Below are 23,803 nucleotides of genomic sequence, written 5' to 3' on the forward strand. Positions count from 1 at the left end.
ATGAAAAGCCATGGACCTCAACGAGACCCGGGAACGAATCATCTACCAGAAGGAAGGTCCGATCGCCCGCATCACCCTGAACTGGCCGGAGAAGGCCAACGCTCAGGACCAGAAACTGTCCGAGGAAGTCGATGCCGCCCTGCTCGATGCTGACCGGGACTACGACATCAAGGTATTGGTACTCAAGGCCAACGGCAAAGGCTTCTGCTCGGGACACGCCATCGGCAACAACGCGGTCGACTACCCGGCTTTCGTCGAGGGCGCCAAGGTGATGGGCACCCCGTGGAAGCCGCAGACCGATCTGTTCGTCAAACCGGTGCTGAATCTGTGGGAGTTCTCCAAGCCGACGATCGCGCAAGTACACGGCTACTGCGTGGGCGGAGGCACCCACTATGGGCTGACCACTGACATCGTCATCGCCTCCGAGGACGCTTACTTCTCCTACCCGCCGTTGCAGGGGTTTGGCATGCCTTCGGGCGAATGCTCGATCGAGCCATGGGTTTTCATGAATTGGCGCCGGGCGGCGTATTACCTGTATCTGGCCGAGGTGATTGACGCCAAGAAGGCATTGGAAGTCGGTCTGGTCAACGAGGTGGTCCCCCGTGATCAACTCGACGACCGTGTCGAGGCGATCGCCCGGCACATCGCCCAGGCGCCGATGACAACCCTGCTGGCGACCAAGGCCAATCTCAAGCGCGCGTGGGAGCTGATGGGCATGCGGGTGCACTGGCAGAGCTCCAACGACCTTGTCGCACTTGCCTCAATCAGCAAGGACGTGCAGGAGTTGATCCAGACGGTCTTCCGGGACAAGGTGCTGCCCTCCGAACAGGCACGACGACAAGCTGCGGCGGCGGCGTCGACCGACGGCGCTGCGGCGACCTAACCAGAGGGTCGGCCCGTTGAACATCGCCGATCACGCGAGGACGAGACCGGAAGCGCCGGCCCTGATAGTCGAGGACGGCGCGGTCTCGTTCGGCGAGTTGTACGCCAGCAGCCAGCAAGTCGCCGCGGCGCTGCACGACGCCGGGTTGCGTGCCGGCGACGGGGTGGCGCTGGTGTTGCCGAACCGGCCGCAGTTCTTCGAAATTACCTGGGGTTGCCAGCTTTCCGGGATCTACTACACCGCCGTCAACACCCATTTCACGCCCGAGGAGGTCGCGTACGTCATCGACGATTCCGACGCGAAGGCGGTTTTTGTCGATGCATCCGTGCCCGCACTCGCCCGGCACATCCGCGACGCCAATCCAAAAGTGCATACCCACATAGCAATTGGGGCCAGCCTGGCGGGCTGGCAGTCATACGACGATGCACTGTGTGCGGCGGGCCAACCGCCACCGCACTCGGACGGTTCGGAGATGCTGTACTCCTCCGGAACCACCGGCAAACCGAAAGCGGTGCGCCGGCCACTTCCAACGGATGGCAACGGCTCCTGGGCACAATCGGTGCTGGAACTGGCGCTGACTCACAAGTACGGGATGAGTCCGTCCAGCGTTTACCTGTCCCCCGCGCCGCTGTACCACGCGGCCGGAGTCAACTACACCATGGCGGTCAATCGTGTCGGCGCGGCATCGGTCATCATGGCGAAGTTCGATGCCGAATCCGTGCTGCGGCTGATCGAGACCCATCGCGTCACCCACGCCCAGTTCGTACCGACGATGTTCGTGCGGATGCTGAAACTACCCGAGTCGATTCGAAATAAGTATGACGTCTCGAGCCTGCAGTGCGTCATTCACGCGGCTGCACCCTGCCCGGTGGATGTCAAGCAACAGATGATGGCCTGGTTCGGGCCGATCATTCACGAATATTACGGCGGGACAGAAGGATTCGCGGGTACCACGATTGGACCGCAGGAGTGGTTGGCACACCCGGGATCGGTGGGTATCCCCATGACCACCGTGCACGTGGTCGGGGAGGACGGCAGTGAGCTGCCCATCGGGGAATCCGGAGAGCTCTACTTCGAAGGCGGTCCCGACTTCGAGTACTTCAAAGACCCCGACAAAACCGCCTCGGTCTACAACGAACGCGGCTGGCGCACGCTGGGCGACATGGGCCACGTCGATCAAGACGGCTACCTATATCTCACGGACCGCTCGACCTTCATGATCGTCTCCGGCGGAGTCAACATCTACCCGCAGGAAGTCGAGAACCTACTTGTCATGCACCCCAAACTCGTTGACGCGGCGGTATTCGGCGTACCGAACGAGGAATTCGGCGAAGAGGTCAAAGCCGTAGTGCAACCGGCTGCCGGCGTCGTAACAGGCCCCGAACTGGAAGCCGAACTCATCGACTACTGCCGCGCGCACCTTGCGAGGTACAAATGCCCTCGCACCGTCGAATTCGACGCGGAGTTGCCGCGGGATCCGAACGGAAAGCTCTACAAGAGGCGCATACGCGAACGGTACTGGCGGGGACGAATGTCCCGGATTGTCTGAACTTGTGAGCAACGGAGAAGAACTATGGACGTGAACTGGTCGCCGCTGCCGGTGCCGTGGGCCGTGCGGTCCGCCGACCGAATTCCCAAGCAGCGCTACTACGATGCCGAGTTCTACGCGTTGGAGAACGAGAAGTTCTGGCCCCGGGTGTGGCAGATGGCCTGCCGCCTCGAGGAGATTCCCAAGCCCGGCGACTTCGTCGAATACGAGATCCTGGATCAGTCGATCATCGTCGTGCGCCTGGACTCCGAGAGTGTGCGCGCCTACCACAACGCCTGTCGCCACCGCGGGGTGAAGTTAGTGGAAGGCAACGGATCCCGGCGTAGTTTCGTGTGCCCGTTTCACGGCTGGTGCTGGGGTATCGACGGACGCAATACCTTCGTGCTGCGCGCGGATGCGTTCGACGAGCACAACCTGGACCCGAAAGACCTTGCGCTGGTGCCGGTGCGATGTGAGCTCTGGGGCGGCTGCGCCTGGATCAACTTAGACGACACCGCGCCCGGGCTGCGGGACTGCTTCGAGCCCTTCGCGACGATTTACGACGCGTGGCAGGTCGAATCGCTGCGCACCGAGTGGTGGCAGTCCTGTCGGCTCCCGGTGAATTGGAAGTTGGCGACGGCGGCATTCATGGAGGGCTATCACGTTCCACATACCCATCCGCAACTGTTGCCGTCCGCGCAGCCCAGCCGCGCGCAGCCGCCTGGCCTGGCCCAGACCAGCCTGTACTTCATGCGGACATTGGGCGAGGGCATGGCCGGTATGGTCCACGAAAACGACATCCGCATTGCCGAGGGTCTGCAGAACATCGATCTGCCAACCGATCCCGCCGAGGCGATGACGGTATGGAAGCGCACGCTGAACGACGCCGTTGTCGCCTGGCACCGGGCTCGGGGTTGCGAGATGCCCGACCTCAACGATTTGCAACGCCGCGGCATCGTCGACGCGATCGGCTTCTGCTTCCCGCATTACTTCCTGCTGCCGCAGTACAGCAGCGCCTCCTCGTACCGGATCCGTCCGCTGGGCCCGGAGGAAACGCTGTTCGAGATCTGGTCGCTCACCCGTATCCCGCCGGATCGCGTCACCGGCAAGCCCACGCCGCCCGAGCCGATGGCGCCCGACGACCCGCGCTGGCCACCGATCCCGGCCCAGGATTTTTCCAATCTGCCCAAGCAGCAGAAAGGGTTGCATTCCCGCGGATTCGAGTACATGAGGCTGTCCAGCCAGATCGAAGGGCTCATCTCGAACTTCGAACGCGTCATCGACGGCTTCCTCGCCGACCTTCCCTACGACGCATTGGTGCCGGCAATCCAGAAGACCAACACGACCATCGACGTCCCGATCGCGGATCTTGGCCTCAGCGCGCGGGGGGCGGCGCAATGAGCACCGACTGGGATCGCACGGTCGACCTGGTGATCGCGGGCAGTGGGGGTGGCGGCATGGTGGCGGGGCTGGCCGCTCTCGATGCGGGTTTGCAGCCGCTGATCGTGGAGAAGCAGGGCCTTGTCGGCGGTTCGACGGGGCTGTCCGGCGGAATAGTCTGGCTACCGAACAATCCGTTGATGCGGGCCGAGCGCATCGCCGACTCACACCAGGACGGCCTCGCCTACCTGGCAGACGTCGTCGGCGACATCGGCGCCCCCTCGTCGCCCGCGCGCCGCGAGATGTTCCTCACCGCCGGTTACGAGATGATCAATTTTATGCTGCGCAAAGGGCTTCGGCTGATCCGCTGCGCGGGCTACAGCGACTATTACCCAAATCACAAGGGCGGCAACGAGTCCGGTAGGGCTGTCGAAGGAATTCCGTTCGACGCGGCCGAATTGGGTGCGTGGCGCGACAAGGTGCAGCCGTCGCTGGCCAAGAACTACGGGTACGTCGTGCTCACCAACGAGTTGCGCTCGGTTCAGTACTACAATCGGTCGCCACGCGCGTTCGCCGTGGCCACCAAGGTTTTCGCCCGAACGAGGGCGGCCAAGTTGGCGCGTCGCGAACTTCTCACCAACGGCGCCTCGTTAATCGGTCAAATGCTGAAAGTCCTGATCGCGCTGAGCGACGGCCAACCTCCGTTGTGGATCAACGCCGCGATGGACGACCTCATCGTCGAGAATGGGCGGGTGGTGGGCGCGCGTGTCGTCCATGACGGAGTACCGGTGAATGTCGAGGCGCGCAAGGGAGTCTTGTTGGCCGCTGGCGGATTTGGCCACAACCCCGAGATGCGCCGTAAGTACAGCGGCGATCAACCCAACGAAGGCCAGTGGTCGATCGCCAATGCCGGCGATACGGGCGAGGTACTTCAGACGGCGATGCGGCTGGGTGCCCAAACGGACCTGCTCGACGAAGCCTGGTGGCTGCCTTCGGTTTTCATCGCTAATGGCGGGGCGGCCGCCGCCTCATTGGGGTCGGGACGACAACGCCCCGGAGCCATCTACGTCGATTCGACCGGCCGGCGGTTCTGCAACGAGTCGAACTCCTACGTCGAGGTCGGCAAAGCGATGTATGCCAACAAGGCGGTGCCGTGCTGGATGATCTTCGACGACGGCTACGTAGGCCGCTACGTCGCGGGCACCAACCCGTTGAAGCGTCAGCACTTACCGCCCGAATTGGTCGAGAGCGGCGCGGTGAAACGCGCCGACACCCTCATCGAACTCGCGCGCCAGATCGATCTTCCCGCGGCCGAGCTGATGCGAACAATAAAGCGGTTCAACGCATTCGCGGTCAAAGGCCTGGATCCGGATTTCGGCCGGGGTCAGTCGGCGTACAACGACTGTCTTGGCGACCCCGGATACCGGCCGAACGCCGCGCTCGGTCCCCTCGACCGGGCGCCCTACTACGCCACGCGGGTCCTGCCGGCAGACGTGGGTACGTGCGGTGGCGTCATCACCAACGAGTATGCCCAGGTGCTCGACGAGCAAGACCGGGTAATCGAGGGTCTCTATGCGACGGGAAACACCACCGCGACGGTGATGGGTCGGACCTATCCGGGTGCCGGGGCGAGCATTGCCAGTTCGATGGTGTTCGGCTATGTCGCCGCCCGCCATGCGGCGGGCCGCAAGCTCCCCGGCGAGCAGACGTAGAAGCACGCGACACGCCGTGCGTGCGCGTGCTTCTACGATCCCCCACCAGCGGGTGGCGCCCCCAGCTCGGCACCCTCGATGAAGTCGCGCGGGGTCCTGCCCGACTGCATGAGCTCGGCACGGCGCGCCTGAACATCGGATGCGGCGCCGACCATGTTGGTCAGGATGTGACTGACCTGCAGGTGCACCCGCATGCCCATCAGTTCCCACGCCCGCTTCACGTTGCTCTTCACCGCCATAAGTGTGGTGAGCGGAATCTGGGCGATTTTGCGTGCCATCTCCTCGACGGTGGCTTCGAGATCTTCGCGCGCCACCACCTTGTTGAGCAGTCCCCATTCCAGGGCTTGGTCGGCCGTCAGCGTGGGCGCCAATAGCAGCCAGTCCATAGTGCGGTGCCAGTTCATCAGCAACCACGGTTCGATCATGGTGTGACCGCCTGGCTCGCCGAGACTTTGGGCCAGCGGCATCTGGAAGTACGCGTCCTCGGAAGCCACACAGAAGTCGGTCAGCAACCCGAGATAAATACCGCCGCCCATGCAATATCCGTGGATTTGGGAGATCGTCGGCTTCGGGAACTCCCAGAGATACAAAGTCGGCCACAGGAACAGGTCAGCGGTCCCTTTGTAAAGATCTTCGAACGTGTCTCCGAAGTCGGGATAGGGATTTTCGTCCGGTCCCCAGCGGGCTACATGTCCGCCGCAGAAGCCTTTTCCGTTCGCCTTGAGGATGACGACCTTGATCTCCTTGTCGCGGTCCGCTTCTCGCAGGCAAGTGTCAACTTCGGTGACCAGAACCGCGTCTTTGGTGTTGGCCTTCTCGACGCGGTTGAGGATGATCCGCGCGATCGGTGGTTCCCGCTCGTAGATCACTGCCTCGAGGACGCGCCGCTCCATGTTGCTGACACTACCTGACACTGCTGCGATCGGCCGGTGAATCTTTGCGTCATTTCGCTTGTGCCGGCACAGATTTTGACTATGAAGCGGGCCGCGTAAAGGACTAGCCAATCACGCGCGACCCAATAACCAGGCGCGCCCGTCGCCCTCCCCCGCCGCCATCACCTCGAGATCGCCGAACACCGCCGATAGTTCACCGCGCATTGCCCGAAATGGCCCGGGGGTAGCATCTACCTCGCTGTGTGTGGCGATCGCGAGTAACCCACCAGGAGCCAACCGTTCGACCAATGCCTGATCCAGACGACGGTCACGAAACTTGTGACAGAGCAACATGTCGACGGCCGGCCCGGCCGGCAAGCCGTCGTCGAGATCCACCACGTCGAATTGGCAACGCTCGTCAACTCCGCTGCGGCGGGCCAGATCTCGCGCCTGTTCGACGGCCACCTCAGACACGTCTATTCCCCACACCTGCAGACCGCGCCGCGCCAGCCACACCGCGGCAAGTCCTTGGCCGCAGGCGACCTCCAAGGCGTGTCCCGCGGCAGGCACGATATCGGCATGTGCGCGAAGGAAACTCGGCGCCGCGATTGCGTCGAGCCGGGGCGGCCCCAAGCGGCTATAGCGTTCGTCCCAGCGGCGCCGGTCCTGCTCGGTCACACCGGCCAGGTTAGTGGGCATCGCTACCAATGCGGACAATTCTGGACAAGTGTCTGCATTTCCCTACACTTGACGGGTGTCTAGAGAAGTGACTTCTCCAGTGGTGCGCCGGTCCGATCGCCGGCCCGGCCAAACGATCCGCAAAGTACTCGACGCGGGTTTGGCGGAACTGCGCGAATCGTCCTACGCGAACCTGACGATGCGTGCCGTGGCCCAGCGTGCGGGAGTTTCGCCGGCCAGCGCTTACACCTACTTCTCCTCCAAGAGTGCCCTGGTAGCCGCGGTCTATCTCCGGCTTCTTCGGGAACTGCCACTTCACACCGACGTGAACGACACGACCAAGACGCGGGTCAGCGCGACCATGCGAGATATGGCGCTGGTGGTTGCCGACGAGCCCGAGTTAACCGCGGGATGCGGCGCGGCCCTGATGGCTGACGATCCTGCGGTTGCTCCGTTGCGGGAGGAGATCGCCGAGGAGGTGTCCCGACGGATCGGCGCCGCGCTGGGCCCCGGCTGGCCGCGCGCGGTGAAGTCCACCCTGCAGATGACGTTTGCCGGCGCGCTGATGACCGCACGCTTTCTCAGCTACCAGGACATCGCCGGGCAACTCGACGAAGCGGTCAACCTCATCCTCGGCGCATCCGTTGCTTGAGCCGGCTAAACCGGGGTCAGCGGTAGTGACTTTCGGGGCTGGAAGACGAACGTCGAACCGCCACTGAACTTAGTCACCGAAACCTCGGGGTATTCCTTTGCGGCAGTGTCTGTTTCGAATATGGTTGCGGTCCACTCCGTTGACGTGCCGCTGACCTCGACGCGCAGGTGCGGGTCTACCGCTGCGACGATCGCCTGCAGCGGTTCGACCGAGTCGGGTGACACCAGTGACGGCCACGCCTCGTCTTCATGCGCGGGCGACGGGTGCAGGTGTACGCAATCCGCCTCGAAGTCTGCCGATACGTAAGCGGCCGGGTTGAACAGCGGGTGCAGCTCCAGCACACGCCGGGCACCCTCGATGCCGCCTGGCAGGTCGAGCGCCCGGTGAATCCGCTCGGCGGCCAAGCCCGCCAGACCGATCAGCTGCTTGGTGGCAATCGAGCGGGTAACCGCGGCATCGCCCTCGGCGCGCTTGTCCACCGCAAGCGCAAACGACAGGTAGAGCAAGTGCATTTGCAGACATACCTCGTCGGCGATGCGCACCAGCGCCGAGTGGGAGAAGGCGGCGAAGTCGAAGTCGGACTGCAACGGACCGGAGTAGTCGGCCTGCCCAGGCTCGGTCTCGTCGATGGCGTCCAGTTCGGTGTTAGCGGCCCGGCTCGCGCCGATGATCTCTATCTGCGGAATGAAACCCACTTCGGGGTGCGCGTCGTCAATGATTACCGTCCACGCACAATGTGGGTTGCGGTCGGCCGGGACCCTTGGCGGGCGGTGGATCGGCCGAACCTGCGCCCGGCGGTTGGTAGCCAAGGCGGTGGCGTCAAAGGTCGGATCCTCGATGTCATGGCACATGCCTTGCACGTAGTCGTCACCCATCGGCTCGACGTCGAGCAGGGCGCCGCAATGGTCGAGCTGGAACTCGCCGTGCCAGCGGTCATGCACCGTGTAGCGAAAGTCCATGAACTGCGGCGGGGCGCCGATGTCCAGTTGCAAACCCTTGAAGATGGTGATGACGTCGACGCCCTCGTAGCGCAACGCCCGCTGCATCCGCTTGGTATAAAGCGGACTGGCTCCGGCCCACTCCTCGATCGCAATCTGCAGCATTTCTTCGCGGCCGAATTGCTGGATACACCAGGCCATTCCGGACCTGTCGATCATTTGGCCGATCAGCAGCAGCTCCGGCACCAGCGTGCTGAGCTGCGCACGGCTGAGGGCGGCATATCTGCTCGTCATTTACGAGTCCTTACTGACGAACGGGCTGCGATCGTCACGAATTATGGACAGGTGTCTGATTATGCTGGAGACTCTAGTCGACCTGTCCGCGGTTCGGCAACAATCCCGCCGGACGTGCAGGGGCTGCGCAATCGGGCCCAAGTCCCGAAGTTTAGCCAGCCGGGGCAGAAACGAGCCCCGCCGACGACTCGATCGGCGGCAACACCGTTCTGGACACCTGTCCGATTCGATACGTTTCATCTGGACCGCGACCGGAACTCGTGTCGAACGCCGGCGGCGTCAGCGTTGGCGGGCAGCTTCTTGCACAAGTTGTACGCGCGAGGCGATGCCGAGTTTGGTGAAAATGTGGCTGAGGTGGGCCTGTACGGTGCGGGGAGACACGAATAATCGCGCGGCAATCTCCTTGTTGGCCAGGCCATCACAGACCAGCCGCGCCACGTCACGCTCGGCCGGTGTCAACGACTGCCAGCCGCTGGCCGGTCGCTTGCGTTGACCGCGACCGCGTTGAGCGTACGCGACAACCTCGTCCATGGTGAGTGTTGCGCCTTCAGCCCAGGCAGCGTCAAAGGCGTTTTCGTCCATGCCATTTCGAAGTTCGGCGACCGATTCTTGGTAGCCGGTTTCGTGAACCTTGAAGCGCACCAAGCCCATCCGTTGTCGCAAATCCGTCGCCGCTCCGAACAGCCGTGCCGATTGGGGTAGGTTGCCTCCTCGCGTGGCCAATCCGGCGAGGGTTTCCAGGATGTCGGGGATATGCAGGTATACGCTCCGGTCGACTGCACAGGCCAGCGCGTCTTGAGCGTCGCGCTCGCTGACCTCTAAGTGTCCTTCCGCTTTTGCTATGCGCGCACGTACCGACAGGCCCGCCACCAGATGCCAGCCTTTGGCCACCGCGACGGCCGCATCGGCCTGCTGTCGCGCCATCTCGAGGTCGCCGCGTCCCAACGCCGCTTCGACCGAATTGAAAACGCGCTGTGCAATAGCGGGCTGGAGCTGGAACGCGCGTAGGGCGTGCCAGGCTCGTTCACCCGCATCGAACGCCCCTTCGATATCGCCGGCGGCCAAGCAAAATTGGGAGTACTGCGCATTAGCCATCCCGAGAAAATATTCGCTGAGGTCGGGAGCTCTCTTCAGCGCGGCACTGGCGACCTCGGCCGCCGCGTCCAGCTCACCGTGATAGGCAAGCGAGATGCCCAACCCCATCATGGCGACTCCGTTGGTGAGTTCGTCGTGCGCTTCCTCGCAGTCGGCGGTCAACGTCTTCAATTCCGAGATCGCGCCACCTACGTTGCCCTGCACCAGAAGTGCGTAGCCGATCATCAGCCGACATTGGCGTGAGCCGGCGCGGTCACCGATGGCATCTGCGATGCCACGTCCTTCATCGGCCGCCCGGTACGCCGCGGACAGATCACCAGTGCTCAGCCCGGTATTGGCTTGCCAGGCAAGGATTTGACACAACCGCCATCGGTCGTCGGCGGCTCGGGCCAACTCGACCGCCTCCGCGTAGTAAGCCGCCGCGGACTCCCCGTCATAGGTTGCGCCGGCGATCAAACCCAATGCGGATAACGCCCGGGCCAGCAGGGCCGGGTCATCGAGTTCGCGGGCTATCTGCACGGCACGTTGCGCGCGACTAGTGTGCTCGCCCATATACATATTCAGGACAGCTTCGTCGCAGAGTGCGCGCGCATGTGCCGTCGGTGCCACGTCGATCGGTTGATCGAAATCGTCCTGGATCGTATGGAACCAGGCCAGGCCCTCCAGAATGCGGCCCCGGGTCAGCCATACCGGTTGCAATGACGACGCCAGTCCCAAAGCTTGCTCGGTGTCCCGGTTTTCCAGGTGCCAGCCCAGTGCGTTGCGCAGGTTGTCCATCTCCAGTTCGACTTGCTCGAGTCGTTGCTCGTAGTCGGTGCGTGCCGGTGCGTCCAGTAACGCGGCGATCGACGTGTAGTGATCGCAATGACGTGACCGGACGGCATCGGCCTCACCGGACTCGCCGAGTTTCTCCAACGCGTACTGGCGCACCGTCTCCAGCAGTCGATAGCGGGTGCGACCGCTGCTGTCGTCGGCAACGACCAACGATTTGTCGACGAGCAGAGTCAGTTGGTCGAGTACCTGGTAGGGTTCGATGTCGTTGCCGCCACAAACGAATTGCGCTGCCGGTAAACCGAATCCACCGTAAAAGACAGCCAGCCGCCGGAACAGGATGCGCTCGGTATCGGTGAGTAGCGCATGTGACCAGTCCACCGATGCGCGCAACGTCTGGTGGCGGCGCACCGCGGTGCGCGATCCGCCGGTCAACAATCGGAAGCGGTCGTGCAGGCTGTCGACGATCTCGGTCAACGACAGTGCCCGTACCCGCGCCGCGGCAAGCTCGATCGCCAGCGGGATCCCATCCAACCGTTGGCAGATCTCAGCCAGTGCCGCGCTGTTCTCGTCGGTGACGACGAACTCGGGACGGGCCAGCCGGGCCCGTTCGGCGAACAGTTCGACGGCTTCGTCGGCCACCGACAGCGACGGCACCTGCCACGTCACTTCCCCGGCGATATTGACCGGTTCGCGACTGGTGGCCAGCACGGTTAATCCCATTGCGGCGCTGAATAACTCGGTGAGCAACGACGCACAGGCATCCAGCAGATGCTCGCAGTTGTCCAACACGATCAGCAGGTGCCGGTCCCGGACAAAACGTAGCAGAGTGTCGACGGTGGATCTGCCGAGTTGGTCGGACAGACCCAGCGCACGTACCACCGTCACCGGAACCACCTCGGCCGCTGTGATCGGCGCCAGGTCGACCCACCAGACCCCGTCGTCGAAATCGCCTGCGGCGGCGGTGGCGACCTGCACCGCGAGGCGGGTCTTGCCAACGCCGCCGGCTCCGGTCAGCGTGACCAGCCGGTTACTTGCCAGCGCATCCCGCAAATTGCTGATTTCATTCTGGCGCCCAACGAAACTGGTGAGTTGGACCGGGAAGTTATGCGTGGCGGTGTTAGCGGCGGAACGCAGCGGCGGGAACTCATTGCGCAAGTCCGGGTGGCACAGCTGCACCACCCGTTGCGGCCGTGCTAGATCGCGCAGCGGGTGAGCGCCTAGATCGGTCAGCCAGGCGTCAGCTGGCAGGGATTCGGCGACGAGGTCATCGGTCGTGCCCGACAGCACGGTCTGACCGCCGTGGGCCAGGTCGCGTAGCCGAGCCGTGCGGTTGATGGTTGGACCGATGTAGTTGCTTTCGTCGCGAAGTCGTACCTCACCGGTGTGAATCCCGATACGCAATCGGATCGGCGCAATCGGTGCTCGCTGCAGCGCGAGCGCGCAGGCGACCGCATCCGTCGCGCGCCCGAACGCGATAACAAAGCTGTCGCCCTCACCTTGCTCGACCGGACGCACGCCGTCATGGGCCGCAACCGCTGAAGCCAGCGCCTGATCCAGCCGGCCCACCGCGGCTGCCATCTCGTCGGGCTGCGTCTCCCACAACCGCGTCGAGCCTTCGACGTCGGCCAGCAGCAGCGTCACGGTTCCGGTCGGCAGCCCAGTCACACCAACATCGCTCCACTCAGTCGTGCTCATGTTAGCCAGCATGCGGTGACGCAGATCGCAGAACATCAGCGATATTGCCAATGATTCCTATACGCCATGCCTAGATACGCCACCTGCTCCGCGAAAGAAATCGGCAGGTTGGCCGATGGCCGGAGGTCTCGAGCGCGGCGATAGTCGACTCCGACCCGATCCGAGGAAGGCCGTCATGACCAGTAGCAGCACGAAATTGTTCGACCTGGATTTGCCCACGATCGCCTATCACGACGCCTGCGATCCCGACGAAATCCATGGCCTGATCCGGCAGGCCCGCCAGCGGGCCCCGATCGCCCTGGGGCGGTACGGACCCGAGGTTTTGACCTACGACCTGGTCCGAAGTGTGCTGCGCGATCCCCGGTTCGCGATGCCACGCGGCATCGGGCTGGTGGTCCAGGGCATCGACTCCGGCCCCATCTATGACCGCGTCTGCCGGCTGCTGATCAGTATCGACGGCGCCGAACACCACCGGCTGCGCCGCCTGGTGTCACGCGCATTCACCCCGAAGGCCGCGGCCCGGATGCGCACCGCCTGCAAGGCGGTCATCACCGACCTCCTCGATCGACAAGCCCACGCGGGACGGTGCGACCTGGTCGCCGACATCGCTCGCCCCTATCCGATTCCCATCATTTGCGAGCTGTTGGGTGCGCCCCGATCGGACTGGCAGCTCTTCTCGCTATGGGCCACCGACATCAGCAAGGCGTTCGGGGCCAACGTCGCCGCCGAGGAGGCGGCCATCCTGGGCGCGTGGGAGCAACTCGAGGCATATATCAAGGATTTGGTCGAACGGCGTCGCACGTCGTTGACCGACGATCTGATCTCTGAGCTGATCCGCGCCCAGGCGGACGGGCTCACCGACGACGAGGTGGTGAGCTTGGTCGCGATACTGCTCAACGCCGGCACCGACACCACCCGCAACCAACTTGCAGCCGCCGTGCAAGTGCTTTGCGACCATCCCGACCAGTGGACGTTGCTCGCCGAACATCCCGAACTGGCACCCCAAGCCGTCGAGGAGTTGATTCGTCACACCCCGATCGTCTTCGCGGCAATACGCATAGCCACCGAAGACATTCAACTCGGCGGTGTTGTGATCCCGGCCGGCACAGTGGTGATCGCCAACACCGCGTCGGCCAACCGTGACGAGACGGTCTACCAGCATCCGGAGAAGTTGGACATCACCCGCAACCAACTTGCGGCGACACCGCCGGCGATGCTGACCCTCGGCGGTGGCGTGCACTACTGCCTGGGTGCGCATCTGGCCAGAGTCGAACTGAGCGAAGCGCTGTGCGTCCTCACCCGGCGGATGAAGGTCAGGCGGACCGGTCCGGCCCCCTGGCGGGCGCCAACCGAATTGTCCGGGCCGACAACACTTCCCATCGAGTTCGAGCTGGCGTCAGTCTGAGCTTTCGAGATACGCCACGATCGCGCGGGTCAATCCGCGCCGCGCCTGGTCCAGGTCCGCATAGGTGCCAAGTTGCCGTTCGGAGTTGATTCCGCGCATCGCTCCCGGGATCAAGGCGGCGACCTCGCGCACCCGCTCCGGATTGACGTCTAGACCCGCGAACGCTTTCTGGCAGGCCGCTGCCCAACCGTGCTGCCAGGACGAGAGCTCGGCCGCGGTGCGCGGATAGAGCCGCTCGAGTTCCCCGCGGTCCGGGGGCAGCGCCCGGCGCAATGTCTCGATCGCCCGCGAATCGGTGGACGTCAGACCGTCGTAGATGGTGTCGATGATGACTGCCACCCGGTTGTGCAACGGGCCGTCGGACACGACGTTCGCCGGTAGCTCGCCGCGTCGTTCGGCGGTGCGGCGCAACACCGCGGCCCAGAAGCCGTCGATGTCGCCGAACTGATACTTCACCGCGCCCCAGGTGGCACCGGTCTCCTTGGCGATCCGGTTGGCCGATGCCGCACCCGGATCACCGGAGGACAGCGACCGCAGCGCACCTTCCAACATGTTCTCGCGCGTGGCGAGGCCCCGCCGGTTGGTCCGGCGGCCCTGCACGCCCGCTATGGCCATGCCGGGGATGTTAGTGGTTGCGGCGCATCCTTTTGCCTGCGCCCCGACTAACCTGCGGTTGCGCCAGTCCGACATCACGAGAACCGATCGCAGATGCTATGAAATCAATTACTTAGCAACGCCTTTCGTCAAACCATGAAAGCCGCTCGCGGACTCCGCCAGCCCGGCCAGGCTACCCGCGCCCAGACCGCTCCCGTGCCCCCAACCAGCCAGGTTGATCCGATCCCCCGCCATCGGCAATCCTCAACGGGAAGAGATCGTGTCGATGAGCCGAAGGTGAGGCGGACGTGGCCGGTATTGGACAGATCGCGCTGAACAGCGCCCCGGTTCTGGGCGGCATCATGCTGGCCCTGACTGCGGGACAGTTCAGGGGACCCGACTTCCGCGGCTTGATCAAGCAGGACATGGACCTGCTCGACCGGCTGCCGGCCGAAGCAACCGAGCGGCGCGCCGAACTTCAGCGCACGATCGACGCCCGCATCGACGATCTGGTGGAAGCCGCCGACCGGGGGCGGGCCGTCCGAAAGGCAGCGTCGTCGTATCACGGCAACTGGCGCGACATTGTCCTGTTCGTCTGTGTGGTGTTGTTCGCAGTGGTCTGGTGGAACGTGAGCCACAGCCGCGCCAACTGGTTGCCGACCTTCGTCGTGCTGATTCTGCTGTCGTTGGTGACCGCGGCCTACGCGGCGCGGGGAGTATTCCGGGCCGCGGTGTCGGTGGCGCGAGCGCGCCGTAAGTCCTAGCGCACCGCTCGATTACCGCATCGGCACGCCGTCACGCCAGGCAACCATCTCGCTGAGAGTGGTTAAGTCATAACCCTTTTCAGATGGCTTGATCTCCGCGGTGAACAGCGTTACGCCTTCCTTATGGTATAGATCGGCCTCGCTGGGACCAGTCCATGCCACCGCACGTTCGATCGCGGAGTCGTCACGTTGAGCAGCTTCGGCATACCACTTGAGTAGTTCGTCCTTGCGGCGGAATTCATCGATCGGCTCGAAGCTGTGCCAAATGTCGGCGAACCCGGCGACCAGAGGTAGCGTCTTCTTTTCCCCGGAACCGCCGATCAGGATCGGGATTTCGCGCAGGGGCGGCGGAATGAGCCGCGCGAGTCGGTTCTCGATCCGGGCCAGGCCGTCGACGAAGAGCCGGAATCGATCCCCCGCAGTCGGGTAGGCATATCCGTAGGCGGCGTAATCCTTCTCGTACCAACCGGATCCGAGTCCGAGAATGAGTCGGCCGCCACTGATGTGATCGACGGTACGTGCCATGTCGGCCAGCAGGTCCGGGTTGCGGTACCCGATCCCGGTGACCAGGAGCCCGATTTCGGCATGCGTGGTCAACTCACCCCAGGATGCCAGCGCGGTCCAACCTTCGAAGTTGTTGACATCATGCTGCTCGGGCAGCAGTTCTGGCACGCCGTTGCGGATTTCGACAAATGGTTTGTGAAAGTGGTCGTAGCCGAATATGACGTCGGCACCCATGGCCTCGGCGTCGAGCACGGCCTGGCGCCAACCGGCGTAGCTCTGGGTACCGCCGGGCCAAAGTTGAACTGCGACCCGAGTTCGGCGGGAGGAATTCATCCGAACCTCTTGTGCTAGTAGACAATCGAAAGCTCGATCAGCAGGTCCCCCGCGCCCGGCCTCGTTGCCGATGCGCCCTCCCTAGTGAATGTGCAACCAACCTAACGCGGAAGTGGGGCGAAATATTTCTAGAAGCTATAGAACCTGGTGATGGCACCCATCGAAATCTGTGATGGCATCATTGCCCGCCGTGCGGCATGGTGCCAGGCTGACTACATGACAGAAGCCGAAGGGTTTGTCGACCAGGCCGTAGTGGGGCTGGCCGAACCCCAACCCATGTACAAGGCGCTGCGCGAATCAGCGCCGGTGTTCCGATCGCCGCAAGCGGTGGTTCTCAGTCGGCTCGCCGATATCGAGATGGCCCTCAAGCGCACCGACCTGTTCTCCTCGAACATGGACGCCGTTGACCTCGGCAACCTGCGGCCGCTGATCCCGCTGCAGATCGACCCGCCCGATCATGCGAAATACCGCCGCATCCTGGATCCGCTGTTCACCCCCAGGGAGATGGCGCGGCGCGAACCGATGGTCACCGATCTGGTGAACGTGATGATCGATCGCTTTGCCGATCGAGGCGAATGCGATTTTCACGAAGAGTTCGCGGTGCCGCTGCCCTGCACCGTCTTCTTGCAGTTACTCGGTCTGCCGCTAAAAGACCTGGACAGGTTCTTGGAGTGGAAGGACGGCGTGATCCGCCCAGCGGGTGCGACAGACTGGGACGATCGCCACGCAGCCTCAGCCCCGGTAGCCGAGCAAATCTACGCATACTTCGAGCGGGCCATCGACGACCACATCGCCCATCCCCGCGACGACGTGCTGTCGGCGATGATCGCCGCGAGCTTCAAGGAAGACGGTGCGGCCTTGTCGCGCGAGGAACTGCTCGACATCTGCTTTCTGTTCCTGATCGCCGGACTCGACACGGTGACCGATTCACTGGACTGCTTCTTCGTATACCTGGCACGACACCCCGAGCGTCGGCGCGAGCTCGTCGAACGGCCCGAGATCTTGCCACACGCCGTGGAGGAACTACTGCGCTGGGAGACCCCGGTTCCCGGCGTCGTACGGGTCGCCATGCAAGACGTCGAGATCGGCGGGTGCCCGATCAGCAAGGGCGACCGAGTCAGCCCGTTGCTGGGCGCGGCCAATACCGACCCGGCCGAGTTTCCCGATCCCGAGGTCGTGGACTTCGAGCGGAACCCCAATCGGCACCGGGCCTTCGGCGGGGGTCCACACCGTTGTCTCGGATCTCACCTGGCACGCATGGAACTGCGGGTAGCTCTGCGTGAATTCCACCGCCGCATACCCGATTACGAGATCCCACCCGGTACCGAGCTGCGCTACACAGCCGCGCTTCGCTCGGTCGAAGCGCTGCCGCTGACGTTTCCGGTTCCGTCACGATGACGCACGTCTGGATCGACGCCGACCGCTGCGTGGGCCACGGACGCTGCTACTCCCTGGCGCCCGGCGTTTTCGACGCGGACGAAACCGGACATGCGATCCTGCGCGTCGAGCAGGTCTCCGGAGAACTCGCGAAGCAGGCGGTAACTGGTGCACAAAACTGCCCAGAAGAGGCGATCACGCTGTCGGACTGAGGTAGCACGGGCTGCTCGGTACGCTGACGCACGCAAACCACTGAAAGGGACGCCTACACATGGAACCGACCGCGCTAGATCCGGTGGCGAGCGAGCGGTTGTCGCACGCCGCCAAGTCGTTCACCTCCGACTTGTCGATCAACGAGTTCGCATTGCTACACGGTGCCGGATTCGAGCCGATCGAGCTCGTGATGGGTGTGTCTGTGTATCACGTCGGGTTCCAGTTCACCGGTATGCGCCAACAACAGGAGTTGGGTGTCCTCACCGAGGCGACTTACCGGGCGCGGTGGAATGCGATGGCTCGTATGCAGGCCGAGGCCGATTCGCTGCAGGCCGACGGAATCGTCGGGGTCCGTCTGAGCTGGCGCCACCACGGCGAGGGCGGCGAGCACCTGGAGTTCATGGCCGTCGGGACCGCGGTGCGATACACCGAGAAGCCCGGAGCATTTCGGCGGCCCAACGGGCAGGCGTTCTCCAGCCATCTGTCCGGCCAGGACATGGTGACCTTGCTGCGGTCCGGCTTCTCCCCGGTGGCGTTCGTGATGGGCAACTGTGTATTCCATATCGCCGTACAGGGTTTCATGCAAACCCTCAGGCAAATGGGTCGCAACATGGAGATGCCGCAATGGACCCAGGGCAACTACCAGGCCCGTGAGCTGGCGATGTCGCGCATGCAGACCGAAGCCGAGCGGGACGGCGCGACGGGTGTGGTGGGAGTGCACTTCTCCATTTCGAATTACGCCTGGGGACACCACACCGTGGAGTTCTACACGGCCGGAACTGCGGTGCGGCGCACCGGCAGTGGGGAGACCATCAAGCCGACGTTCGTTCTGCCGATGGACAACTGATGACGGGATTCGACGCCGAGCGCGTGAGCCGCACGATAGCGGGCGCGCTGTCGGGTCCCGGCGGGGTCGCGATGGTGGTGAAGGTGTTCGCCAACCTGCCCGGAGTAGTCCACACGCCGGCCCGGCGCGGGATTTTCTCTTCCGCACCAGAGCGCGTCCAGATCGGTGATTGGCGCTACGAAATCGCCCGTGACGGGCGGCTGCTCGCCGGGCATATCGTCAACGGCATTGTCATCGCCGAGGACGTTCTGCTGGCCGACGCGGTCGGCCCCCACATCACCCGATCACTCGGCCAGATCGTGGCCCGCTATGGCACCACAGTGGTCCCGAACATCAATGCCGCCGTCGAAGCCCTGGCCACCAGCTATCCATCCTGAGTTGCCCAGTTCGATATCAGCGGTAATTCAGCCTGACCGGAAGCCGGTCGTGGGTGTGCACCAAAGCGGACGCCCGCGCAATGCGCTCACCGGTGACATGAATCCCATTGGCGCGCATGATGACTTCCTCGAGAAGCAGGCGGGCTTCGCGACGGGCCAGTGCCGCACCCATGCAGAAGTGTTCGCCCACACCGAATCCCAGATGCGAGGCGGCCCCGGCCCTGGTCACGTCAAAGGTCTCGGCGGTGGCGCCCCAGTGTTCCTCGTCGCGATTCGCCGAGGCGTAGGCCAACAGCACACCGTCGCCGGCGCGCACCCGGGTACCGCGCAACTCGACGTCGCATGCCGCCTGGCGCGCCATGCTCATTACCGGTGTCCAGTACCGCAGCGTCTCCTCGACGGCGTTGGCACTCAAAAGTGGCTCAGCGAACAGCTTTTCGGCCTGCTCCGGGTAACGGTCCAGGCAATCCGCCAAACCCGCGAACAGGCTCTGAGTGGTCTCACTACCCGCTGCCAACAGCGTCAGCGCGTAGGTCATCACCTGTACCTCGTCGAACGGCTGGCCGTCGACGCTGGCGGTGGTCAGCATGGTCAGCAGGTCGTCGGCAGGCTCGCGAGTCCGCTCGGCAACCAAACCCATGAGGTAGGGAGCGATTTCACCGAAGATCACTTGGAAGTCGTCGTCGGTGGCCAATCCGCTGCCCGCGTTCGCGATCGTGGTGGCCCATCCCGAGACCTGCGGCCAGTCCGCTTCGGGCACGCCGAGTAGGTACGCGAACACGTACACCGGGATGGGCTCGGCAACACGGGCGATCCAGTCGAATTCACCCTCTGGAAGTCCGTCGAGGATGCCACGGATCACCCCGCGGATCCGGCTATCCAACTGTTGCACCACCGCAGGCGTGAAGCGGACACCGATGGCCTTGCGATACGCACGATGCTCGGGGGGATCGGTGAACATGATTCCCCGGCTGCCGTAGTTCTGCGGGTCACGGCCTTCGCGGTGGGCGATCAAGTCCATCATGATCGCGATGCGCTCGGACCTGAACCGCTCGGGCCTGGTTGACACCGACTTGATGTCGTCGTACTTGGTGATTACCCAGAACTTGCCCTCCTCGTACCAGTGCACCGGGTCGGTTTCCCGCAGGTGTCGAAATGTCGAGTTGGGATCGCCCAGGTAGAACGTCGGCTCGTCGAATCGGGCGGTTGTCGCAGTAGGAGGTGCTGGCATTAATGAACAATAGAACATCATTTGTTCAGCTGGGGCACCGGGCGTTGAGCCCGTTGACGGCACTACAGAATCATCGGAACACGCGCCGGACCGCGCACCGAGTTGGTGTGCACGAATTCCACGGCCCGCTCGTCCACGTCCCAAGTCGGAAACCGTGCCAGGGTCTCCTCGATTGCGATCCTGGCCTCCAGCCGTGCCAGCGCGGCGCCAAGGCAGAAGTGGCTACCGTGACCGAAGCTGAGGTGCCGAATTCCGGTGCGCTGCACATCGAAAACATCGGGGTTGCGGTACTGGCGCTCGTCGCGGCCGGCCGAGCCGGTCAGGAGCGCCACCCGGGAACCGGCCGGGATGACGGTGTCGTGACAGGTGACGTCTGCCGTGGTGTAGCGGCCCTGCACCGGCGAAGGCGCTTCATAGCGCAACAGCTCTTCGATCGCTCCCCCGATCAGCTGCGGGTTGTCGACGAGCGTGGCCCGCTGATCCGGGTTGCGCGCCAGCGTGAGAGCCGCCCACCCGAGTAGCCGCGCCACCGTTTCGTTGCCGGCGACGTTGATCAGCGCGACGAACATCAGCAGCTCGCCGTCGTCGAGGCGGCGATCCGGGTGACCGGGTTGGACGAGCTCCGCAGCCATCAGCTCGCTCACGATGTCGCCCTGGGGGGCTTCGCGCCGCCTGCGGATCTGTTCGTTGTAGTAGGCAATCAGCTTCTGGTAGTCCTGAAGTCCGGATTCGCCGCGCGTCGCGGTCCCATCCTCACGATGGATCTGCGAGTCGGTCCACTCCCGCAGGTCGTCGTGATCTTCCTCCGGGAAGCCCAGTAGCGAGCTGATTACCATCACCGGCAATTTCATGGCGAAGTCGCGCACGTAGTCGAAACCATCGGCGCCTAGGACCGCGTCCAGATAGCCGCGGCACAAGATTCTGACTCGCTCCTCGAGCTCGGCCACCCGGCTCCGAAAGAAACTGTGGTTGACCATTTTTCGCATCGCGGTGTGTTCCGGCGGATCCATCATGATCATCGGCTTGGGCGATGCCCACGGATCATCGGTGATCCCGTCGAGCGTGACGCCGTGTTCAGACGAGAACGTAGCCGGATCCAGCGACGCGCCCAACACGTCGTCGAACCGGCTCAGCGCGTAGAACGCGTACTCCGCGTTGTAATAGACGGGCTCCTCGTCGCGCAGTCGCTTCCATACCGCGTAGGGATCCCGGTGCAGACGGCGATCGAAGGGGTCCCAGGACAGCCGCGGTAACCCCATCTGCGCCCCTTCATACCCGGCAACGGTTCACACTGCTGTACAACATTACACTTTTCGTGCTTATGTTCTGTGCCGATCAGTCGGGATCAGATTGCCTATCGTGGCGTGGCGACTTGTCACCGCATTCCAGCAGGTCTTTGAGCGCGTCCGGAAAAGCGTCGGCCATCCCCCACAACTCCGGCATCAGGTCCGGACACGAGAGGATCCCGATGCCCAGCGTCCCGTTGAGCGACATGACGGTGATGTTGAGGCCGGCGCCACCCAGCAGTGGGCCGAGCGGATACATCGCGTCGATGCGAGAGCCCAGGAAGTACAGCTGATCCCCGGGGCCGGGCACGTTCGACAGGATCATGTTGTAGATAGGACTGGTACTCAACGGAATTCGGGGCAGGATGCGCATCGCCGCACCGAACATGGATTGGCCGCCGAATTCCGTGCAGTCGTGCAGCAACGTCGGTCCGATCGCCGCCGTGTGATCTTTGGCGGCGTTGTTCCCGGCGGCGACGGCGCGAAGGCGTTCGGCGGGATCGCTGATTTGGCTCTCCAACCGGCAGAACATCCAGGTGGTCTGGTTGCGCCCGGGTCGGTCGGACTTGTCACGCACCGAAACCGGGACGGTGGCCACCAACGGAGCGTCGGGCAGCTCGTCACGCTCGAGCAGGAAACGCCGCAACACCCCGCTGCACAACGCCACCACCACGTCGTTGACGGTCACACCGAACTGATTCTTGACCCTCTTGACGTCGCGCATGTCGAGTTGGGTGTAGGCGACATTGCGATGCCGAGTAAGCGGACCGTTGAAAGGAGTCGGCGGGGCACGGAACGGTGCGGCCATCGTCTGGCCCCCGCGGGCACGCAACAATGTCTGAGCAAGTGTCAGGATCGTCGCGGGCACCACCGTTGCAAGCCGTAGTGGCCGCTTTGCGACGTTCCACAATCCACTCGCCGCGATCTGCAGCGTGCTGGCACCGCCGGCACCCGCAACGGGCCGAGGCACCGGTGCGTCCGGCGCCGTGCTGCACAGCTGCGCAAGCAGATTCGCGCCGGCCACGCCATCCACCACCGCGTGATGCACCTTCAAGACCAACGTGACCCGGTCATCGCGAGCGCCGCCTTCGATCACCCACATCTCCCACAGCGGGCGGTCCCGGTCCAACGGCAACCCCGCAATGTGCCCGCCGATCTCGGATACTTCGCGCCGGCCCCCGGGTGCCGGGGCGGCGACGCGGTGCAGGTGGCGACGCAACTGGAAGTCGTCGTCGTCCACCCACACCGGATGATCCGGATTGAGCTGAGTATCGGCCAGTTTCATGCGAAATTCCGGTACCGCTTTGACGTGTTTGGCCAGCGAAGCCCGCAACCGGGGATACGAATAGCCGCCCGGCATCGTCGAGGTGTCAAGCTCCAAGACGCAGCACACGTTCAGTGGCTGGGTCGGAGTCTCCATGTAGAGAAAGAATGCATCAAGTCCACTTAAACGTTGCATAGCCGCCTGCTCGACTAGTGACGTACAAATTGCTTTTTAGGAAAACCCCCCGCTCCCCATTGAGCCCCATCCGCCGAGGTTCCGAACCGCGTACCCCGCACACCGGATCGACTAAACCCGTGGAGCTCTGTCAGCGCACTGCGCTAGAACTGGGGCAATAGCTGCGCCAGAGCCGCGATAGAACAGAGTGACAAGGAATGTCGCGTAGTATTGTCTCGATGTCGACCGAACAAGCCGTGGCCGAACCGGGTGAACTCGATGAGCTCGGCCGGCGGGATCAGATCCTCGATGCCGCCAACGAATGCTTTAAGCAGCTCGGCATCCAGCGCACCAGCGTGCAGGATGTGGCGCGATTGGCCAATCTGTCGCGGGGCACGGTTTACCGCTACTTCGAAGACCGCAAGGTCCTCGTCGAGGCCGCCATCGAGTTCGGCGCCCAGAAGTTCTATCGCGAAGTCGCTGAAGCGATGGCCGAGAAGCGCACCCTGGCCGAACAGATCGGTGCGATGGCGCAGGTGACTGCTGCCATCCTGATCGATCACCGCACCCGCAACCGGCTGATGACCGACGATGCGGAACTCATGCGACGCATAATCTCTGACGGCGACAGCTTCGTCCGCCGCACCACGGCATTCCTGGTTCCCTATGTCGACGACGCCCGGGATCGCGGCGAAGTCGGAGCAGGCGTCGACGTGCAAGCTGCCAGTGAATGGCTGGCCCGCATCATCTACTCGTTCTCGACGGTCAACCAATCCCAGACTTTCGAAATGTCCGAACCGGACACGGTGCGCCGCTACGTGGAGAAGTTCGCTGTCAATGGATTGCGTTGAGCGACAATCACCATCCGCTCGACCCGGCCGGATCATCCCCACTACCGCATCGACATCGCGTCGTCGAGTGCAAGCACGCAAA

21 protein-coding genes are annotated in these 23,803 nt (G+C 63.6%); 12 read left to right on the top strand and 9 right to left on the bottom strand.

The window, feature by feature from the left end; translation table 11 throughout:
* The first annotated feature begins 10 nt into the window (after window positions 1-10).
* Genes A5634_RS00360 through A5634_RS00375 form a run of 4 tightly spaced genes read left to right on the top strand, consistent with a single transcriptional unit; the run spans window position 11 to window position 5,503 of the window.
* Window positions 11-883: an enoyl-CoA hydratase-related protein gene (locus A5634_RS00360; RefSeq protein ID WP_065142105.1), complete on the top strand. Its 873-nt coding sequence runs from the start codon at window positions 11-13 to the stop codon at window positions 881-883.
* Window positions 884-899: 16 nt separating this feature from the next.
* Window positions 900-2,432 carry an acyl-CoA synthetase gene (locus A5634_RS00365; RefSeq protein WP_065142106.1) on the top strand — a complete coding sequence of 511 codons (1,533 nt, stop codon included), beginning with the start codon at window positions 900-902 and terminating at the stop codon, window positions 2,430-2,432.
* Window positions 2,433-2,456: 24 nt separating this feature from the next.
* Window positions 2,457-3,812, top strand: a complete 1,356-nt coding sequence (locus A5634_RS00370) for an aromatic ring-hydroxylating oxygenase subunit alpha (RefSeq protein WP_065142107.1) — start codon at window positions 2,457-2,459, stop codon at window positions 3,810-3,812.
* Window positions 3,809-5,503, top strand: coding sequence for an FAD-binding protein (locus A5634_RS00375; RefSeq protein ID WP_065142108.1), 1,695 nt, complete (start codon window positions 3,809-3,811; stop codon window positions 5,501-5,503). The genes A5634_RS00370 and A5634_RS00375 overlap by 4 nt, the downstream gene beginning before the upstream one ends.
* A 32-nt stretch (window positions 5,504-5,535) precedes the next feature.
* Here A5634_RS00375 and A5634_RS00380 read toward each other — a convergent pair whose 3' ends face one another.
* Window positions 5,536-6,396: an enoyl-CoA hydratase-related protein gene (locus A5634_RS00380; protein ID WP_065142109.1), complete on the bottom strand. Its 861-nt coding sequence runs from the start codon at window positions 6,394-6,396 to the stop codon at window positions 5,536-5,538.
* 111 nt (window positions 6,397-6,507) lie between these two features.
* The gene (locus A5634_RS00385) at window positions 6,508-7,053 is read right to left on the bottom strand and encodes a class I SAM-dependent methyltransferase (protein ID WP_065142225.1); all 546 of its coding nucleotides are present in this window, start codon (window positions 7,051-7,053) and stop codon (window positions 6,508-6,510) included.
* Window positions 7,054-7,129: 76 nt separating this feature from the next.
* Between A5634_RS00385 and A5634_RS00390 the strand changes: the two genes are divergently transcribed.
* The gene (locus tag A5634_RS00390; RefSeq protein ID WP_065142110.1) at window positions 7,130-7,705 is read left to right on the top strand and encodes a TetR/AcrR family transcriptional regulator; all 576 of its coding nucleotides are present in this window, start codon (window positions 7,130-7,132) and stop codon (window positions 7,703-7,705) included.
* 5 nt (window positions 7,706-7,710) lie between these two features.
* Here the strand turns inward: A5634_RS00390 and A5634_RS00395 are convergent, their stop codons facing one another.
* Together A5634_RS00395 and A5634_RS00400 are read right to left on the bottom strand one after the other, a co-directional pair.
* Window positions 7,711-8,937, bottom strand: a complete 1,227-nt coding sequence (locus tag A5634_RS00395; RefSeq protein ID WP_065142111.1) for a hypothetical protein — start codon at window positions 8,935-8,937, stop codon at window positions 7,711-7,713.
* Window positions 8,938-9,216: 279 nt separating this feature from the next.
* Window positions 9,217-12,501, bottom strand: a complete 3,285-nt coding sequence (locus tag A5634_RS00400) for a helix-turn-helix transcriptional regulator (RefSeq protein WP_155769268.1) — start codon at window positions 12,499-12,501, stop codon at window positions 9,217-9,219.
* A 175-nt stretch (window positions 12,502-12,676) separates the two neighbouring features.
* Between A5634_RS00400 and A5634_RS00405 the strand changes: the two genes are divergently transcribed.
* Entirely contained in the window at window positions 12,677-13,906 is a 1,230-nt protein-coding gene (locus tag A5634_RS00405; protein ID WP_065142112.1) for a cytochrome P450, read from the top strand.
* On the opposite strand, the gene A5634_RS00410 is transcribed toward A5634_RS00405, so the two are convergent.
* Window positions 13,898-14,521, bottom strand: coding sequence for a TetR/AcrR family transcriptional regulator (locus A5634_RS00410; RefSeq protein ID WP_155769269.1), 624 nt, complete (start codon window positions 14,519-14,521; stop codon window positions 13,898-13,900). The genes A5634_RS00405 and A5634_RS00410 overlap by 9 nt on opposite strands.
* Window positions 14,522-14,862: 341 nt before the next feature.
* Between A5634_RS00410 and A5634_RS00415 the strand changes: the two genes are divergently transcribed.
* Entirely contained in the window at window positions 14,863-15,264 is a 402-nt protein-coding gene (locus tag A5634_RS00415; protein ID WP_081290118.1) for a hypothetical protein, read from the top strand.
* A gap of 12 nt (window positions 15,265-15,276) precedes the next feature.
* On the opposite strand, the gene A5634_RS00420 is transcribed toward A5634_RS00415, so the two are convergent.
* Window positions 15,277-16,101 carry an LLM class F420-dependent oxidoreductase gene (locus A5634_RS00420; RefSeq protein ID WP_065142114.1) on the bottom strand — a complete coding sequence of 275 codons (825 nt, stop codon included), beginning with the start codon at window positions 16,099-16,101 and terminating at the stop codon, window positions 15,277-15,279.
* Between the two features lie 216 nt (window positions 16,102-16,317).
* Between A5634_RS00420 and A5634_RS00425 the strand changes: the two genes are divergently transcribed.
* Genes A5634_RS00425 through A5634_RS00440 form a run of 4 tightly spaced genes read left to right on the top strand, consistent with a single transcriptional unit; the run spans window position 16,318 to window position 18,915 of the window.
* A complete protein-coding gene (locus tag A5634_RS00425; RefSeq protein ID WP_065142228.1) occupies window positions 16,318-17,499 on the top strand; it encodes a cytochrome P450 in 1,182 nt (393 codons plus the stop codon).
* Window positions 17,496-17,690 (top strand): ferredoxin, encoded by a 195-nt coding sequence (locus tag A5634_RS00430; protein WP_065142115.1) that lies wholly within the window; start codon window positions 17,496-17,498, stop codon window positions 17,688-17,690. Before A5634_RS00425 ends, A5634_RS00430 begins: the two co-directional genes overlap by 4 nt.
* A 59-nt stretch (window positions 17,691-17,749) precedes the next feature.
* A complete protein-coding gene (locus A5634_RS00435; RefSeq protein WP_065142116.1) occupies window positions 17,750-18,538 on the top strand; it encodes a heavy metal-binding domain-containing protein in 789 nt (262 codons plus the stop codon).
* Window positions 18,538-18,915: a DUF5073 family protein gene (locus A5634_RS00440; RefSeq protein WP_065142117.1), complete on the top strand. Its 378-nt coding sequence runs from the start codon at window positions 18,538-18,540 to the stop codon at window positions 18,913-18,915. Before A5634_RS00435 ends, A5634_RS00440 begins: the two co-directional genes overlap by 1 nt.
* 16 nt (window positions 18,916-18,931) lie before the next feature.
* Here A5634_RS00440 and A5634_RS00445 read toward each other — a convergent pair whose 3' ends face one another.
* The 3 genes from A5634_RS00445 to A5634_RS00455 form a co-directional block, all read right to left on the bottom strand.
* Window positions 18,932-20,146, bottom strand: coding sequence for a cytochrome P450 (locus A5634_RS00445; RefSeq protein ID WP_065142118.1), 1,215 nt, complete (start codon window positions 20,144-20,146; stop codon window positions 18,932-18,934).
* Window positions 20,147-20,208: 62 nt separating this feature from the next.
* A complete protein-coding gene (locus A5634_RS00450; RefSeq protein ID WP_065142119.1) occupies window positions 20,209-21,405 on the bottom strand; it encodes a cytochrome P450 in 1,197 nt (398 codons plus the stop codon).
* A 76-nt stretch (window positions 21,406-21,481) separates the two neighbouring features.
* On the bottom strand, window positions 21,482-22,891 hold the full coding sequence (locus A5634_RS00455) for a WS/DGAT/MGAT family O-acyltransferase (RefSeq protein ID WP_065142120.1): 1,410 nt from the start codon (window positions 22,889-22,891) through the stop codon (window positions 21,482-21,484).
* Window positions 22,892-23,109: 218 nt separating this feature from the next.
* On the opposite strand from A5634_RS00455, the gene A5634_RS00460 reads away from it, so the two are divergent.
* On the top strand, window positions 23,110-23,721 hold the full coding sequence (locus A5634_RS00460; protein ID WP_065142121.1) for a TetR/AcrR family transcriptional regulator: 612 nt from the start codon (window positions 23,110-23,112) through the stop codon (window positions 23,719-23,721).
* Window positions 23,722-23,803: the final 82 nt, after the last annotated feature.

The organism is Mycobacterium asiaticum, from assembly GCF_001673365.1.
Lineage (GTDB): Bacteria > Actinomycetota > Actinomycetes > Mycobacteriales > Mycobacteriaceae > Mycobacterium > Mycobacterium asiaticum_A.

Excerpts from the sequence above, each read along its gene's own strand:
- A5634_RS00360 (WP_065142105.1), top strand. The coding sequence starts at position 11 with ATGGACCTCAACGAGACCCGGGAACGAATCATCTACCAGAAGGAAGGT.
- A5634_RS00370 (WP_065142107.1), top strand. The coding sequence starts at position 2,457 with ATGGACGTGAACTGGTCGCCGCTGCCGGTGCCGTGGGCCGTGCGGTCC.
- A5634_RS00375 (WP_065142108.1), top strand. The coding sequence starts at position 3,809 with ATGAGCACCGACTGGGATCGCACGGTCGACCTGGTGATCGCGGGCAGT.
- A5634_RS00380 (WP_065142109.1), bottom strand. The coding sequence starts at position 6,396 with ATGGAGCGGCGCGTCCTCGAGGCAGTGATCTACGAGCGGGAACCACCG.
- A5634_RS00395 (WP_065142111.1), bottom strand. The coding sequence starts at position 8,937 with ATGACGAGCAGATATGCCGCCCTCAGCCGTGCGCAGCTCAGCACGCTG.
- A5634_RS00400 (WP_155769268.1), bottom strand. The coding sequence starts at position 12,501 with ATGAGCACGACTGAGTGGAGCGATGTTGGTGTGACTGGGCTGCCGACC.
- A5634_RS00405 (WP_065142112.1), top strand. The coding sequence starts at position 12,677 with ATGACCAGTAGCAGCACGAAATTGTTCGACCTGGATTTGCCCACGATC.
- A5634_RS00410 (WP_155769269.1), bottom strand. The coding sequence starts at position 14,521 with ATGGCCATAGCGGGCGTGCAGGGCCGCCGGACCAACCGGCGGGGCCTC.
- A5634_RS00415 (WP_081290118.1), top strand. The coding sequence starts at position 14,863 with ATGCTGGCCCTGACTGCGGGACAGTTCAGGGGACCCGACTTCCGCGGC.
- A5634_RS00420 (WP_065142114.1), bottom strand. The coding sequence starts at position 16,101 with ATGAATTCCTCCCGCCGAACTCGGGTCGCAGTTCAACTTTGGCCCGGC.
- A5634_RS00425 (WP_065142228.1), top strand. The coding sequence starts at position 16,318 with ATGACAGAAGCCGAAGGGTTTGTCGACCAGGCCGTAGTGGGGCTGGCC.
- A5634_RS00430 (WP_065142115.1), top strand. The coding sequence starts at position 17,496 with ATGACGCACGTCTGGATCGACGCCGACCGCTGCGTGGGCCACGGACGC.
- A5634_RS00435 (WP_065142116.1), top strand. The coding sequence starts at position 17,750 with ATGGAACCGACCGCGCTAGATCCGGTGGCGAGCGAGCGGTTGTCGCAC.
- A5634_RS00440 (WP_065142117.1), top strand. The coding sequence starts at position 18,538 with ATGACGGGATTCGACGCCGAGCGCGTGAGCCGCACGATAGCGGGCGCG.
- A5634_RS00445 (WP_065142118.1), bottom strand. The coding sequence starts at position 20,146 with ATGCCAGCACCTCCTACTGCGACAACCGCCCGATTCGACGAGCCGACG.
- A5634_RS00450 (WP_065142119.1), bottom strand. The coding sequence starts at position 21,405 with ATGGGGTTACCGCGGCTGTCCTGGGACCCCTTCGATCGCCGTCTGCAC.
- A5634_RS00455 (WP_065142120.1), bottom strand. The coding sequence starts at position 22,891 with ATGCAACGTTTAAGTGGACTTGATGCATTCTTTCTCTACATGGAGACT.
- A5634_RS00460 (WP_065142121.1), top strand. The coding sequence starts at position 23,110 with ATGTCGACCGAACAAGCCGTGGCCGAACCGGGTGAACTCGATGAGCTC.